We start from the raw sequence: 13,020 nt of genomic DNA, 5'->3' as shown, positions 1-13,020 counted from the left end.
CGACGATAGTCGGGTTTGGCGGGGCGTGCGGTTCCCTCCCCGTCAGGTGGCCGGGTGCAGGTCCCGCGTCTGGAGCCGGTGGGCGAGCCGGCCGAGCAGTACGGCGTTGCCCAGCCCGCACAGGGCCGTGGCGGCGGTGAAGAGCAGCGGGTTCAGCCAGGCGAGAGAGGTGAACTCCGCCGGGATCGACACGAAGAAGGCGAGCATGCCGAGGGGTGCCGTCGCCATGACCGGCCAGATGGCGGCGAAACCCGGGTCCGGCGACACGTACGCGGCGTACAGGAAGAACGTCAACGCCGCGGCGACCAGGGCGAGATACCCACGCGCGAGCCAGTTGTCCACGGCGGGTGCGAGCAGGGCGCGAGCGCGGGCGGGAGACGCCTGGGCCGCTTTCCTCGGCGCGGTGCTCGTCGCGGATCTCTCCACCAGGGCGCCGACCACGGCCGCGTTCACGAGGGCGCACAGCAGGAGCCAGACGGCCCAGAAGCCGACCGCCAGCGCCTGGGTCGGCCCCTCGGTGCCCGGGCCGAAGGGGAGGACCACGCCCAGGAACGAGAGGGGCGCGGTGAGGATCAACGGGCTTGCGGCGACCGGGCTTTCCGGGACGACGAACATCGCCACGACCGAGAGACCCACGACGGCCAGGTAGGCCCGGGCCGGCCGGTTGTCCGTGGCGAGTACGAGGAGGCGGCGCGGGCGGGAGAGCGAGGGCTGCGGCATCGAGGCGTCGTCCTTCGGTTCGGTCCGGTGTGGTGTGTGGTGTCACAACGGTGGACCGAAGGGGGCGGCCGGGCATGAGTACCGGTACTCAGCGGGAGGGGCTGAAGGGCCTAACTCGGCTTGCTAGCTGGGGTGCTTGAGGTCTTCGACGAACGTGGACCATGTGGTGGCCCGGAAGATGAGTTTGGGGCCGTGGGGGTTCTTGGAGTCGCGGACGGGGACGAGGGCGGGGTGGCCGTCGGCGACTTCGAGGCAGTCGCCGCCGTCGCCTCCGCTGTACGTTGACTTACGCCAGCGGGCGACCTCCAAGCAGTCGCCGCCGCTGCCTCCGCTGTAGCTGGACTTGTGCCAAGTGACCGCCGCGTCCAGGTCATACTCAGGGTTGCTCCGCATGGGCGTAATCCTGCGCCATCTCCTCGATCAAGACCAGGGACTTCTCGGGGGAGAGCGCACAAGCCGCGAGGAGTTCGTATGTGAGGCGGTGGTGCCGGACGGTGCTCGGGTCGTCCTCCAGGCGTCCGGTGCCGACTCCCTCGAAGTAGACCAGCGGCGGGGCGTCCTTGAAGTCCATGAGCTTGATGGAGCCCTGCATGGCTGGGTGTGCCCCTGCTTCGAACGGCAGCACCTGCACGATGACCCGGTTCCGGCGCATCAGGCCGGTGATGCGGTGCAGGGCCGCTGCCATGACCGCAGGGCCGCCCGCCACCCGGCGCAACGCGGCCTCGTCGACAATCGCCCACAACAGCGGTGCTGTTGGGTCGTCGAGGAGCTGAGTCCGCTCGATGCGGGCCGTCACGAGTTCCTCGATCACGTCATCCGTTGCCGTGGGCTGGTAGGCGCGGCATACGGCCCGTGCGTACTCGGGCGTCTGGAGCAACCCGGGGATGAGCATCGTCGAGTATTGGCGGATCTCCGTAGCCGACGCTTCCGCCTCCGCCGCCTCCGCGAAGTGCTCGGGATACTTCGACTTCGCCGCCGCCCCGCAGTTCCGGGTGAAGAAGTCCCCCGTCCCCAACTCCACATCCAGCATCCGCGCGTACTCCGGCAACATCCGCCGCGTCCCCGACTCCAACTGCCCGATGAACGACCCGCTCACGAACAGCCGCTGCCCCAACTCCTCCTGGCTGAGCCCCGCCTTCTCACGGGCGTGACGGAGTTCGGCGCCCAGGAGCGCACGCGGTGACGACGACGGGTCGAGGTCCTTCTGTCCTGCCACAGCAACTCCCTGTCCTAACACCCGAGTTTGTTGGGACTCCCCGTATGGCCAGGTTAGACACGTTGCCGCCACGCTGTGTTGCGAACAGTAAACTCTGTGTGGAGGTGTAAGGAATGCTGCGATCGACGGAAGAGGTCGTCACCTCGCTCCGGGACGCGCTCACCGGCGTCGGTGTGGCCCTGCCGTCCCTGTGCGTGGACCCGGTGACCGGCGCGAGCGACGAGAAGTTCGCGCTCGTCGCGCTGGGGCGGTGCAACGTCCGTACCGCCGAGAAACTCGCGTCCGTACTGCGCGGGGAACGGCCCCCGATCGGCGCGCACGTCGTGGACGTACGGGACGGGCGGGTCGGCGAAGTGATGGGACACGTGGGCGGGAACGTCCAGTTGCGGCCGGTCGCCGGGGGCCGGGAGTGGGACTGCCCGCCGGAGTCGACGGGCCCCGCGGGGCAGGAGGAGGTGCTGCGGGCACGGGTACGGGAGTTGAACCGCGAGGGCCGCCTGCCCTGAGCCGGCCGCCGTTTCGACTGACCCCATTGCCCCCCCGCGCCCGGTACGCAGACCCCGTCGACCACCTCCTCGGCCCGGCCTCCGTCCCCCTGACCCCGCCAGAACCTCCCACCCCAAGTAGCGCAACGGCGCCGGGAGTTCCCGTGGGGGGAGCTTCCGGCGCCGGTGTGGGTGTGGGGCGGGTCAGGACATCAGCGTCCGGAATGGTCGATGACGTTGCCGTTGGAGCAGTTGTTGGCGTGGTCGCCGACCCAGTCGCCGAGGACGGGGACCACGGCCACCTCCTGGAGACATACAGCCGCGGCGGTGAAGTTCCAGTTGTTCGCCGCGTTCAGCGCCGAGCCGAAGTTGGAGTCGTTGTCCGCGTGCGCGGGCGTGGCCAGGGCGAGAGCGGCGGCGGCGCAGGCCACGGCCATCAGGGTCTTCTTCATGACCGGGGAAACGATCACACCCGGGAAGCGTCACCCGGCCTACTCCGTACATCGCCAGGCTTACTACGTACGTCACCAGGCATTACGCCGCTCAGCCCCACCGCGTACGTCGCCACGAACCCCACCGCGTAGCCCGTCAGCAGCCCGCCCCCATAGATCGCCACCGTCGTCCCCAGCCCCCGGTTCCCCGCCAGCAACGGGAACAGGGCCCACCCCGACGGCCCGATCGCCGTCGCCCCCACCTTGTCGCCCAGCATCCCGAAGAAGCCAATGAACGCCCCGCCCGCCGCCCCGCCCGCACAGGCGGTCAGGAACGGTCGGCCCAGCGGCAGCGAGACGCCGTAGATGAGGGGTTCGCCGATGCCCAACAGCCCTGCGGGGAGCGCCGACTTGATGGTCGTGCGGAGCGAAGTGTCGTGGCGCAGGCGGAAGTAGACCGCCACGGCCGCACCCACCTGGCCCGCGCCCGCCATCGCGAGGAGGGGCAACAGGACGGTGTAGCCCTGCTGTTCGATGAGGGTGGTGTGGATGGGGATGAGGGCCTGGTGCAGGCCGAGCATCACCAGGGGGAGGAAGAGGCCGCCCAGGATCAGACCCGCGAAGGGACCGGTCGTGGAGAGGAGCCAGTTCGCCGCCGTGCCGATCGCCGTGGAGATCTCGCCGGCCGCGTACATGAGGCCGTAGAGCGTCGCGAGGCCCGCGGTCAGGACCGTCAGGGTGGGGGTGACGAGGACGTCGAGGGTCGCGGGGACCCAGGTGCGGCACCACTTCTCGACGTACGTGCCGAGCAGCGCGGCGGCCAGTGCGCCCAGTACCCCGCCCTGGCCGGGGGAGAGGGCGACCCCGAACGCGGTCACCTTCGCGACCCCGGGATACACCACGACCGCCGCCACCGCACCGCCCAGCACAGGTGTCCCGCCGAACTCCTTCGCCGTGTTGTAGCCGACGAAGACCGCGATGAGGGCGAGGAACGCGGAGGCGATGGCGGAGAGAGAGGGGGTCAGGCCCGGCAGCCAACCCAGGTTGAGGAGAAGGCCGTTGAGGCCTGCCAGTACTCCGCAGCCGATCAGGGCGGGGATCAGCGGGACGAAGATGTTGGCGACCCGGCGCAGGAGCAGCTTCCCGGGGGTCGCGTTGCGAGCCCGCTGCTCCTCCTTCAACTCGGCACCCCGGGCGGCCAGTTCACCGGCCGCCCCCACCAACTTCTCGAACTCCGGGGTCACTCGGGCCACCACCCCCGGCCCCAGCACGATCTGGTACGTGTCGTCGTCCACCACCCCGAGCACGCCGGGCAGCGCCCGCAGCGCCTCCTCGTCCACCAGCGAACGGTCGGCCAGGCCGAGCCGTAGGCGGGTCATGCAGTGGGCCACGGAGGTGACGTTCGCGGGGCCGCCGACCAGGGGGAGGAGGGCGGCGGCGGTGGTGGCGGGAGAGGTGTTCACCCCCTGAGCGTGCTGGTCAGCCGGCCGCCGCGGTCAGCGCCGCGCGCAGCCGGCCCCCGGACTCCTCCAGAAGGCGGGCGGCCGTCGGGCCGTCGACCCCGGCCAGGACCACCAGGATCGCGTTCTTCACCTCGCCGTCGGTGGCCGCGAGGGCCCGTTCGATCTCCGTGTCCTCCGCGCCGGTGGCGAGCGCGACGATCCGCCGGGAGCGGGCGCGCAGCTTCTCGTTCGACGCGCGTACGTCGACCATGAGGTTCCCGTAGGTCTTGCCCAGCCGGATCATCGTGATCGTGGACAGCATGTTCAGCACGAGCTTCTGGGCCGTGCCCGCCTTCAACCTCGTTGATCCGGTGAGGAGTTCGGGGCCCACGACGACCTCGATGCCGTGCTCGGCGGCCGCGGCGAGCGCGCTGTGCTCGTTGCAGGACAGGCCGATCGTCAACGCGCCGAGTCCGCGCGCGTGCTCCACCGCGGCGATCGCGTACGGCGTCCGTCCGGACGCGGAGATGCCGACCACCGTGTCGTCGGCGGTGAGCGCGAGGGCGTCGAGGTCGGCCTCGGCCAGGTCGCGGGAGTCCTCGGCGCCCTCGATGGACGTGACCAGGGCGTCCGGGCCGCCGGCGATCAGGCCGACGACCTCGGAGGGGTCCGTGTTGAAGGTCGGGGGGCACTCGGACGCGTCCAGCACGCCCAGCCTGCCGGCGGTACCGGCGCCCATGTAGATCAGGCGGCCTCCTCTTTCCATGCGGTGCGCCACGGCGTCGATCGCGGCGGAGATCTCGGGGAGGCGGTGGGCGACTGCGGTGGCGACGGTGGCGTCCTCGGTGTTCATGAGGTGGGCGATGTCGAGGGTGGGGAGTTGGTCGATGCCGGCGAGTTCGGGGCGGAAGGCCTCGGTGGTGAGTGACTCCAACTCGGTGCGGAGGTCACGGGGGTTGGACGTTGAGGTCATGGATCAGCGGTTCTTTCTGTCGTTCTTTGTCCGGGGACCAGCCACGACGCACCCGCAGACGGCCACGAACCGTCAGCGCCTGTGCCGATGCGCCAGCGCCTCGTAAGACGCCGACAACGCCGGCGCAGCCTGCTCGTACGTCCGTTGCGCGACCCCGATGAACAAACAGTCCACCACCAGCAGCTGACTCGTACGCGACGACATCGCCGCGGGCCGAAGCTCACTCTCCCGAGCCGTGGACGTCGTAAGAATGTGATCGGCGTACTGCGTCACAGCCCCGTCCGGCCGCCCGGTGATCGCCACGGTCGTGGCCCCGTGTTCGAAGGCCACCCGCAGCGGTTCGATGACGTCACCGGTGGACCCGGAGTGGGTGATCGCGATCGCCACATCGCCCGCTCTCAACTGCACGGCGTTCGTGACGGCGAGATGCGGGTCGCTGTGGGCGTGGGCTATGAGCCCTATCCGCAGCAGCTTCTGGGTGAGGTCCTGGGCGACGAGCCCGGACGCCCCGACGCCGTAGATGTCGGTACGGCGGGCCGCGGCGAGCGCGGCGACGGCGGCGCCGAGCTGGACGGTGTCGAGCGCGGCGGCCGTGTCGGCGAGGGTCTGCTGCTCGTCGTAGGCGAGTTTCGCGACGACGTCGGCGATCGGGTCGTCGACCGCGATGTCGGTGGTGAGGGCGGGCGCCCGCCCGGACTGCTGCTGCGCGGCGAGCCCGGCGAGGGCGAGGCGCAGGTCGCGGTAGCCGGGGTAGCCGAGGATGCGGGCGGTGCGGACGACCGTGGCCTCGCTGGTGCCGGTGAGCTCGGCGAGGCCGGTGACCGTGAGGGCCGCGCAGCCGGCCGGGTCGGCGGCGACGGTCTCGGCGACCCGCTGCATGGAGCGGGTCATGGAGGGGGCGAGGGTGCGCACCTTGGCGGCCAGGGCCGCGGGTGGCGTACTCCCGGAGGCGCTGGAGAAAATTTCCTTCACGTCCTGGGTCACCTTTGAAAGATATTTTCGTTCCGGTGACCGGGTCAAGAGTGCGCACAATGGGTGCATGGACCCCAGCAGTGATCCCGACCCCGGCCCCAGCCCCGACCCCACCGGCGCTCCCGTCAGCCCCCTGGAGCAGGCGCTGCACGCCGCCCGCGCGCTCGTGCTCGCCGACCTGGCCGCGCGCGAGGTCGTCGCGGCGGACGTGGTGTCCATGGTGGAGGAGTCCATCGTGGAGCGGCGCTGGTGGGTGGAGCAGTGGCCGGAGGGCGTCGAGTACGTCGCCGGGCTTGTCGCGCAGGACGTACAGGACGCGCTGCTGGAGGCGTACGGACGCTGGCCGCTCTGCCCGGTCTGCGCGTCCGGCGACCCGCACGCCCTGGAGATCGAGCCGGAACTCGGACCCGACCCGCACTGGGTGTGCCACCAGGCGGGCGTGAAGGTCGCCGCGGTCGGAAACCTGGGTTCCGCGTGACCGTCTACATCGACCCGCCCACCTGGCCCGGCCACGGACGCCTCTGGTCCCACCTCGTCAGCGATGTCTCGTACGACGAACTCCACGTGTTCGCCGAGGAGTTGGGCGTACCGCGCCGGGCCTTCGAGCGTGATCACTACGACATTCCGTCGCATCGCTACGCGTCCGCGGTGGCCGCCGGCGCGGTGGAGGTCAGGAGCCGGGAGGTGGTCCGGCTGCTGACGGCGGCGGGGCTGCGCCGGCCCAAGGGGCGGGCGCAGTAACCGAGTTGTCCTCAGTGGTGACGGGCGACTGTCGGTGACTCGCTTGCTCAGCGGGTGAGTTCGTAGGCGAACTCGTCTCCGTCTCCCTCCCCGTCCTCGCTCACCTTCCGGAAGCCCGCGCGGGTGACCACCGCCTGGGAGGCCAGGTTGTCGCGTTCGACCGTGGCGAAGAGGGTGCGTACGTCGTCGCGGGCCAGCGCCCACTCCGCGAGCGCGCGCAGTGCCTCCGTCGCGTAGCCCTGGCCGCGGGCGCCCTCCACCAGGTCGTAGCCGATCTCGGTACGGCCCTCCTCGTCGGGGACGCCGTGGAAGCCCATGCCGCCGATCGCCCGGCCGTCCTCGCGGCGGACCAGGGCGAACACGCCGAACTCCGGGCGGTGCACGCCCGATACGTAGGCCTTGAGGAGGAAGGTGGCGGACTCCCGGGTGCCCACGTACGGGCCGCCCTCGATCCACTCGAACCCGCCGTCGCCGCCGGAGACCAGATCGCCCGCGGCCCCGGGGGTGATGCCCTGGAGGGTGAGGCGGTCGGTGGTGTGGACGAGGTTGTTGTGCCAGCGCCAGTCGGTGACGGGGGCGCGGTCGGGGAGTTCGCCGCGACCGGTCGCCCACAGCAGCGTGCGCCAGTGGTCGGCGGCGGGGCGGACGTCCGGGAAGATCCGGCCGAGGACGAACTCGGTGAGTTCGGGGGCGGGTTGGTACTCCAGGCCCAGGCCCTCGGCGATGTCGTGGGTGTGCAGCAGCACCTCGGCGACGCCCATCGCGGCGAAGCCCTCGCGGTTCGCACTGCGGAACGGGTACGGGTGGAAGGCCCGCACCTCGCGGGGGGCGGTACGGACGGCGGCGGCGAGCAGGGCGCCCATCGCCTCGATCACGTCCAGGACACCGGAGTTGTCGGCGTCGTCGTCGAGCATGAGCTCGAAGGGGAGGTACGTGTGCTGCGCGCGGCCGGCCAACTGGCCCGCGTACGCGATGAGATCACCGGCGATGTGCTCGGCGGTGTACCGGCAGCTCCACTCCAGCCGGCCGGCCTTCACCTTCTCCCAGTCCTGACCGGTCGCCGTTCGCAGCAGCGAGACACAGCCCGCTACGGCCTCTTCCACCTGGTGTGCGCCTGTTTTTCCGCCCGTGGTCCCCATGCGGGGGAGCATACGGGCGGCGACCGACGCCCGCCGTGATTTAAAGTGCCGGCAGATCCAGCTCCGCCGACAGGTTGTAGCGTGCCGTCGCCTCCCATTCCGCGACCCCGTGCGGCGTCCTGAACAGGCGTGGCAGGTCCAGGAGTTGGCGCAGGATCGTCGAACGGCCCTCCCGGAACGCGTCGTTGGGGACGAAGTGGTACTCCTCGCGGACGGCCGCGGTGTAGGCGGCGTACGCCGACGGTGGCGCGGCCAGGATCGCGAGGTCCGCGTCGCACAGGACCTGGCCGTCGCGGTCGTCGTCGGCGGGGGCGTGGGTGACGGTGAGGCGGACGAGCCGGGCGACCTCGGCGGTCCGCGCGTCCGGTACGCCCGCCTCGGTCAGGGCCCGCTCGGCGAGCCTTGCCGACCGTTCCTCGTTCTCGGAACGGTCCGGGAGGTAGACCGCGTCATGGAACCAGGCCGCCAGCCGTACGACGTCCGGGTCGTCGGCGTGCTTCTCCAGCACGTCGATGTGGTCGAGGACCGAGGTGAGGTGCGTGAGCGTGTGATAGTGCCGCTGCGGCTCCTGCCAGCGGGCGAGGAGATTCTCGGCGTACGGCCCCGGGGCGGGTCCGGTGGCGGGGGTGCGGGCCCCTTCGAGGGCGTGGGTCCAGCGGGCGCGGAGGGCGTCGAGATCGGCCATGCTCCTTATTTTCCTCCCGCGCGCCCGCCCCTAGCGTGGAACGCATGACTTACGCCGACACGACACACGACGTACGCGACCCCGAACTGCCCGGCCGGCTCCTGACGACCGAGCGCGACGCGCTGATCCCGCTGCTCCGGGCCCGCCCGGACGACGACTTCGCGCTCGCGACCCTCGCGTGTCCGGGGTGGACCGTGCGGGATGTCCTCGCGCACTGTGCGGCCGCGCTGACGCGGGTGGTGGAGGGCCGGTTCGAGCAGGGCGGGTTCTCGCCCGAGGCCAACGACCGGGACATCGCGGAGCGGGCCGACTGGACCAACGCGCGGGTCCTCGACGAACTGGAGCGGGGCATGACCGAGGCCGGTGCGGCGATCGCCCGCGCGGGCGGCGCGCTGGACGGGGTCGCGCTCGGTGAATGGGTGCACTCCGGCGACGTACGGGACGCTCTCGGAGCGCCCGGAGCCTATGGGGGCCAGGGGCTGGGGTCCGCTCTAACCCTTCTCGCCCGCGTGACCGGTCAGAAAGGCCACCAGCTTCTCCATGCCGACCTCGACGACCGGGACGATCCGCTGCGGCTGGGCGACGCGTCGGGCGGGCTGACCCCGGCGCGGTACATCGGCGACGCGGCCATGCTCGTGCGGCTGTACGCGGGGCGGCCGGTGCCGGGCGGGGTGACTTACGAGCTGGCGGGCGCGAAGGCGGAGGACCTGAACATCTTCGGCTGACGGCTGACGGCTGACGGCTGACGGCCATCCGCCATCCGCCATCCGCCATCCACCGTTCTCTGTTCTCTGTTCGCCGCTCAGTGTTCGCCGCTCAGCGTTCGCCGTTCGCGGGGGCGATCTCGCGGCCCCCTGACCTCCCGCGTACCCTGAGATTGGACTAGACCTGTAGCCGCTCCAGGGAACACGACGGAAGGGGTCCTATGAGCACGCGTGCAGTCCTGGAGGTGATCGCCCTCGGCGCCGAGGACGCGATCGCCGCCCAGGCCGGAGGCGCGGACCGTCTCGAACTGGTCACCGACATGGCGGCCGACGGACTCACCCCGCCGGTGGAGACCTTCGCCGCGATCCGCGCCGCCGTCGACATCGACCTGCGCGTGATGCTGCGCCTCGCGGACGGCTTCGCCGCCGGTGACGTGGACCGGCTCGTCCGGGTCGCCGGGGAGCTGCGGACCGCCGGCGCCGACCAGTTCGTGCTCGGCTTCCTCGACCCCGACGGCCGCGTCGACCTGGACGCCGTGGAACGGGTCGTCGCCGAACTGGACGGCTGCGCCTGGACGTTCCACCGCGCGATCGACCGCGCCGCCGACCGCGACGCCCTGCGCAAACAACTCGCCGACCTGCCCGGCCTGGACGCCTACCTCACCGCCGGTTCGGCGGACGGCGTCGACGACGGCCTCTCCACGCTGCTCCGCGAGGCGGCACTGCGCGGTGAACCGGGGTACGAGCAGCGCATCCTGGTCGGCGGCGGTCTGCGCCTCGACCACGTACCGACCTTGCGCGCGGCCGGAGTCGACGCCTTCCACATCGGCGGGGCCGCTCGGCCGGAGGGCTGGGAGCGGCCGGTGTCGGCGGCGGCGGTGGGGGAGTGGCGGGCGGTCCTGGACCGGGCCTGAACAGGTCCTGAAAGGCCCTCAATCACCCCTTCCGCTCAGGCGAGTTGGGGCGGCAGTGGCGCCGTGTGCGTGACGATCAGGCCCGACACCGCTCGGGTCAGCGCCACGTACAGGCGGCGCAGGCCGGTGCGTTCGTCCGGTTCGCCGTCGACCACGGCCTGCGGCTCGTCGAGGACCACGTAGTCGTACTCCAGCCCCTTCGCGAGCGACGCGGGCACCAGCGTCAGACGCGTGTCCACGGTCGTCTCCTCACCGGGGTCGATGAAGCCGATGCCCGCCGCCGTCAGCGCCGCCGCCAGTTCGGGGATGCGGGTGTCGGCCGCGATCAGGCCCGTCGACCCCTCGTTGCGCAGCAACTCCTCGCAGGCGGCGACCACTTCGGCCGTACCGGAGATGGAGCGGAGGTCGAAGAAGCCGGGGTTCTCACGGACCGAGGCGACGGGGGTGAGCCCCGGGGCGATGTGGGGGAGGAGCCGGGAGGCGTACGTGATGACGTCCGTCGGGACGCGGAAGCCGGCCGTCAACTCCTCGATCACGCCCTCCGATTTGCCGAGGTGGGCCAGTGCCTCGTCCCAACTCCGCGTCGCCCAGGGCGTGGTGCCCTGCGCCAGGTCGCCGAGGACGGTCGCGGAACCGGTGGTGCAGCGGCGGCCCACGGCCCGGTACTGCATCGGGGAGAGGTCCTGCGCCTCGTCGAGCACGACATGCCCGAGCGAGTGCGTCCGCTGCACGAGGTCGGTCGCCTCGTCGATCAACACGGCGTCCGCCGCTGACCACTTGGCGGCCTTCACGCTCCGTACCGCCTTTGCCCAGAGGATCGTCTTCTGCTCGTCCTCGTCGAGGATCCCGTCCGCGTGCTCGGCGAGGAAGTCCGCGTCGGTGAGCAGCCGCAGTACGAGTTTCGCGGGTTCGACCGGCGGCCAGACCGCCTTGACGGCCGCCTTCACCGCCGCGTTGCGCGCCACGGCGTCCTGCACCCGGTCGTCCGGCGCCTCCCCGGACCGCTCCATCTGCACCAGCACGGCATGCGAGATGCGCTGCGGAAGCGCCTCGCGGGCGGCGCCGTAGCGGATGTCGCGGTCGAGCAACTCCCGCACGATGCCTTCGAGTTCGTACGCCGGGACCCGCCAGCGGCGCGAGCCGCGCACCACCATCACCGGCTCGGTCGGCAGGGTCACGTGCGCGTAGATCGCCCTCCGCAGGATCTCGGCCATACGGGCGTCGCCCTTGATGACGGCGGCCGGAGCCTCGTCCGTGCCGTGCACCTCGACGTGCGCGACCAGGTCGTCCACGGTGCCCTGGCGGACCGTCAACTCGCCCAGCGCGGGCAGGACTTGCTCGATGTAGTGCAGGAAGGACTTGTTTGGCCCGATGACGAGGGTGCCGGTGCGGGCGAGCCGCTCGCGATGGGCGTAGAGGAGGTAGGCGACCCGGTGCAGACCGACAGCCGTCTTTCCGGTGCCCGGGCCGCCCTGCACGCACACCGTCCCGCCGAGGCCGGACCGTACGATCTCGTCCTGCTCGGGCTGGATGGTGGCGACGATGTCGCGCATCGGGCCGACGCGGGGCCGCTCGATCTCCTGCTGGAGCAGCTTGCTGGTGGCGGCGGCCTCGGCCGGGTCCATGAGGTGCTCGTCCTCGTACGCCGTGAGGTCGCCGCCCGTGTACCCGAAGCGGCGGCGCAGCGAGACGTCCAGCGGGTCCTTCTTGGATGCCCGGTAGAACGGCTGCGAGACCGGCGCGCGCCAGTCGATGACCATCGGGTCGCCGCCCGCGTCGTGCACATGCCGGCGCCCGATGTAGAACTGCGCGCCCTCCGCGCCCTCGGCCTGCTCGGCGCCATGGGGGTCCCCCCGCTCGAGCGAAGCCGAGAGTGGGGGAGCGTGCAGGTAGTTGAGGCGGCCGAAGAAGAGCGGGGTGTCGCTCAGGTCGGCCAGGGCCTTGATGCGCTCGTCGATCTGGCGGGCGAGGACCTCGGCGTTGACCCAGTTCGCGGTGACGTCCTTGATGTCGAGCGACTCGACGTCCTCGCGCATGGCGCGGAGCGCGGAACGGGAGGAGGCGAGATGGGAGCGTTCGCGGGCGAGAGGGTCGTCGAGGGGGTCGGCGGCGGGCGTGGACAAGGGGGTGCCTCCGGAAGACCTGAGAAGAGCCGAGTGGGATACCGGCCGGTTTCCGTCCGGACGGCGGCACTCCCTGCGGGGAGGCGGGCAAGAGCGGAGATTCTAGGTCAGGGGGAGTGGCGGGGGCGAATGGTTTTACGGCCGCGTTGACGCCGGCGAGCGTGTCCCCTAGGGGAGACCCCTCCACCCAGGAGGGGAACGGGTCAGCCCGGAGGCGTACACGGGCGGCGTGAAGGTTGGCTCTCTGGACCGATGCCGACCTTATGTCCCAAGACGCACCATGGATTCATGAGCGCAGCAACCATTCATCCGGCCCCCGTCCGCCCGTCCGGCGCCACACCGGTCACCGGCGGCACCCGCCCCCATCGCCTGGGCAATGCCCTCCGCGCCATAAAAGTCTTCGCGGGCGCCGCGTTCAGCGTGGTCGTCCTCGGTGAGTACGGCGAGGAAGCGGGCATACGCCGTAAGTGACCCC

16 protein-coding genes are annotated in these 13,020 nt (G+C 71.3%); 6 read left to right on the top strand and 10 right to left on the bottom strand.

Annotated elements, in window-relative coordinates:
- Window positions 1-42: 42 nt before the first annotated feature.
- The 3 genes from ACIRRY_RS21665 to ACIRRY_RS21655 all read right to left on the bottom strand — a co-directional run bounded on the left by ACIRRY_RS21665 (window position 43) and on the right by ACIRRY_RS21655 (window position 1,936).
- Complete coding sequence (locus ACIRRY_RS21665) at window positions 43-720, bottom strand: SCO4225 family membrane protein (RefSeq protein ID WP_403975082.1); 678 nt, start codon at window positions 718-720, stop codon at window positions 43-45.
- 123 nt (window positions 721-843) lie between these two features.
- The gene (locus ACIRRY_RS21660; protein ID WP_403975080.1) at window positions 844-1,113 is read right to left on the bottom strand and encodes a DUF397 domain-containing protein; all 270 of its coding nucleotides are present in this window, start codon (window positions 1,111-1,113) and stop codon (window positions 844-846) included.
- Complete coding sequence (locus tag ACIRRY_RS21655) at window positions 1,097-1,936, bottom strand: Scr1 family TA system antitoxin-like transcriptional regulator (RefSeq protein WP_403975078.1); 840 nt, start codon at window positions 1,934-1,936, stop codon at window positions 1,097-1,099. The genes ACIRRY_RS21660 and ACIRRY_RS21655 overlap by 17 nt, the downstream gene beginning before the upstream one ends.
- 113 nt (window positions 1,937-2,049) lie before the next feature.
- Between ACIRRY_RS21655 and ACIRRY_RS21650 the strand changes: the two genes are divergently transcribed.
- Entirely contained in the window at window positions 2,050-2,442 is a 393-nt protein-coding gene (locus ACIRRY_RS21650; RefSeq protein ID WP_403975075.1) for a hypothetical protein, read from the top strand.
- A gap of 191 nt (window positions 2,443-2,633) precedes the next feature.
- Here ACIRRY_RS21650 and ACIRRY_RS21645 read toward each other — a convergent pair whose 3' ends face one another.
- The 4 genes from ACIRRY_RS21645 to ACIRRY_RS21630 all read right to left on the bottom strand — a co-directional run bounded on the left by ACIRRY_RS21645 (window position 2,634) and on the right by ACIRRY_RS21630 (window position 6,251).
- Entirely contained in the window at window positions 2,634-2,873 is a 240-nt protein-coding gene (locus tag ACIRRY_RS21645) for a hypothetical protein (RefSeq protein WP_403975073.1), read from the bottom strand.
- A 14-nt stretch (window positions 2,874-2,887) separates the two neighbouring features.
- Complete coding sequence (locus ACIRRY_RS21640; RefSeq protein ID WP_403975070.1) at window positions 2,888-4,315, bottom strand: PTS transporter subunit EIIC; 1,428 nt, start codon at window positions 4,313-4,315, stop codon at window positions 2,888-2,890.
- 16 nt (window positions 4,316-4,331) lie between these two features.
- Entirely contained in the window at window positions 4,332-5,267 is a 936-nt protein-coding gene (gene murQ, locus ACIRRY_RS21635) for an N-acetylmuramic acid 6-phosphate etherase (RefSeq protein WP_403975068.1), read from the bottom strand.
- A 72-nt stretch (window positions 5,268-5,339) separates the two neighbouring features.
- Window positions 5,340-6,251 carry a MurR/RpiR family transcriptional regulator gene (locus ACIRRY_RS21630; RefSeq protein ID WP_403975065.1) on the bottom strand — a complete coding sequence of 304 codons (912 nt, stop codon included), beginning with the start codon at window positions 6,249-6,251 and terminating at the stop codon, window positions 5,340-5,342.
- 55 nt (window positions 6,252-6,306) lie between these two features.
- Here ACIRRY_RS21630 and ACIRRY_RS21625 point away from each other — a divergent pair, with 55 nt between their 5' ends.
- Window positions 6,307-6,717, top strand: coding sequence for a hypothetical protein (locus tag ACIRRY_RS21625; RefSeq protein ID WP_403975063.1), 411 nt, complete (start codon window positions 6,307-6,309; stop codon window positions 6,715-6,717).
- The gene (locus tag ACIRRY_RS21620; protein WP_403975060.1) at window positions 6,714-6,980 is read left to right on the top strand and encodes a DUF4031 domain-containing protein; all 267 of its coding nucleotides are present in this window, start codon (window positions 6,714-6,716) and stop codon (window positions 6,978-6,980) included. The genes ACIRRY_RS21625 and ACIRRY_RS21620 overlap by 4 nt, the downstream gene beginning before the upstream one ends.
- Before the next feature lie 47 nt (window positions 6,981-7,027).
- Here the strand turns inward: ACIRRY_RS21620 and ACIRRY_RS21615 are convergent, their stop codons facing one another.
- Together ACIRRY_RS21615 and ACIRRY_RS21610 are read right to left on the bottom strand one after the other, a co-directional pair.
- Entirely contained in the window at window positions 7,028-8,119 is a 1,092-nt protein-coding gene (locus ACIRRY_RS21615) for a GNAT family N-acetyltransferase (RefSeq protein WP_403975058.1), read from the bottom strand.
- Window positions 8,120-8,159: 40 nt separating this feature from the next.
- Window positions 8,160-8,804, bottom strand: coding sequence for a hypothetical protein (locus ACIRRY_RS21610; RefSeq protein ID WP_403975056.1), 645 nt, complete (start codon window positions 8,802-8,804; stop codon window positions 8,160-8,162).
- Window positions 8,805-8,848: 44 nt separating this feature from the next.
- Here ACIRRY_RS21610 and ACIRRY_RS21605 point away from each other — a divergent pair, with 44 nt between their 5' ends.
- Both ACIRRY_RS21605 and ACIRRY_RS21600 read left to right on the top strand, forming a co-directional pair.
- On the top strand, window positions 8,849-9,529 hold the full coding sequence (locus tag ACIRRY_RS21605) for a maleylpyruvate isomerase family mycothiol-dependent enzyme (protein ID WP_403975053.1): 681 nt from the start codon (window positions 8,849-8,851) through the stop codon (window positions 9,527-9,529).
- A 200-nt stretch (window positions 9,530-9,729) separates the two neighbouring features.
- A complete protein-coding gene (locus tag ACIRRY_RS21600) occupies window positions 9,730-10,422 on the top strand; it encodes a copper homeostasis protein CutC (protein WP_403975050.1) in 693 nt (230 codons plus the stop codon).
- Between the two features lie 35 nt (window positions 10,423-10,457).
- Here ACIRRY_RS21600 and ACIRRY_RS21595 read toward each other — a convergent pair whose 3' ends face one another.
- A complete protein-coding gene (locus ACIRRY_RS21595; protein WP_403975048.1) occupies window positions 10,458-12,545 on the bottom strand; it encodes a HelD family protein in 2,088 nt (695 codons plus the stop codon).
- 288 nt (window positions 12,546-12,833) lie between these two features.
- Between ACIRRY_RS21595 and ACIRRY_RS21590 the strand changes: the two genes are divergently transcribed.
- Window positions 12,834-13,016, top strand: a complete 183-nt coding sequence (locus tag ACIRRY_RS21590) for a hypothetical protein (protein WP_403975045.1) — start codon at window positions 12,834-12,836, stop codon at window positions 13,014-13,016.
- Window positions 13,017-13,020 lie beyond the last annotated feature (4 nt).

It is taken from the genome of Streptomyces sp. NPDC101776 (assembly GCF_044766845.1).
Classification (GTDB): domain Bacteria; phylum Actinomycetota; class Actinomycetes; order Streptomycetales; family Streptomycetaceae; genus Streptomyces.
This window is presented reverse-complemented; position numbering and strand designations above follow the sequence as displayed.

Coding starts and splice junctions, on each gene's coding strand:
- ACIRRY_RS21665 (WP_403975082.1), bottom strand. CDS start 720: ATGCCGCAGCCCTCGCTCTCCCGCCCGCGCCGCCTCCTCGTACTCGCC.
- ACIRRY_RS21660 (WP_403975080.1), bottom strand. CDS start 1,113: ATGCGGAGCAACCCTGAGTATGACCTGGACGCGGCGGTCACTTGGCAC.
- ACIRRY_RS21650 (WP_403975075.1), top strand. CDS start 2,050: ATGCTGCGATCGACGGAAGAGGTCGTCACCTCGCTCCGGGACGCGCTC.
- ACIRRY_RS21645 (WP_403975073.1), bottom strand. CDS start 2,873: ATGAAGAAGACCCTGATGGCCGTGGCCTGCGCCGCCGCCGCTCTCGCC.
- murQ (WP_403975068.1), bottom strand. CDS start 5,267: ATGACCTCAACGTCCAACCCCCGTGACCTCCGCACCGAGTTGGAGTCA.
- ACIRRY_RS21625 (WP_403975063.1), top strand. CDS start 6,307: ATGGACCCCAGCAGTGATCCCGACCCCGGCCCCAGCCCCGACCCCACC.
- ACIRRY_RS21615 (WP_403975058.1), bottom strand. CDS start 8,119: ATGGGGACCACGGGCGGAAAAACAGGCGCACACCAGGTGGAAGAGGCC.
- ACIRRY_RS21610 (WP_403975056.1), bottom strand. CDS start 8,804: ATGGCCGATCTCGACGCCCTCCGCGCCCGCTGGACCCACGCCCTCGAA.
- ACIRRY_RS21605 (WP_403975053.1), top strand. CDS start 8,849: ATGACTTACGCCGACACGACACACGACGTACGCGACCCCGAACTGCCC.
- ACIRRY_RS21600 (WP_403975050.1), top strand. CDS start 9,730: ATGAGCACGCGTGCAGTCCTGGAGGTGATCGCCCTCGGCGCCGAGGAC.
- ACIRRY_RS21590 (WP_403975045.1), top strand. CDS start 12,834: ATGAGCGCAGCAACCATTCATCCGGCCCCCGTCCGCCCGTCCGGCGCC.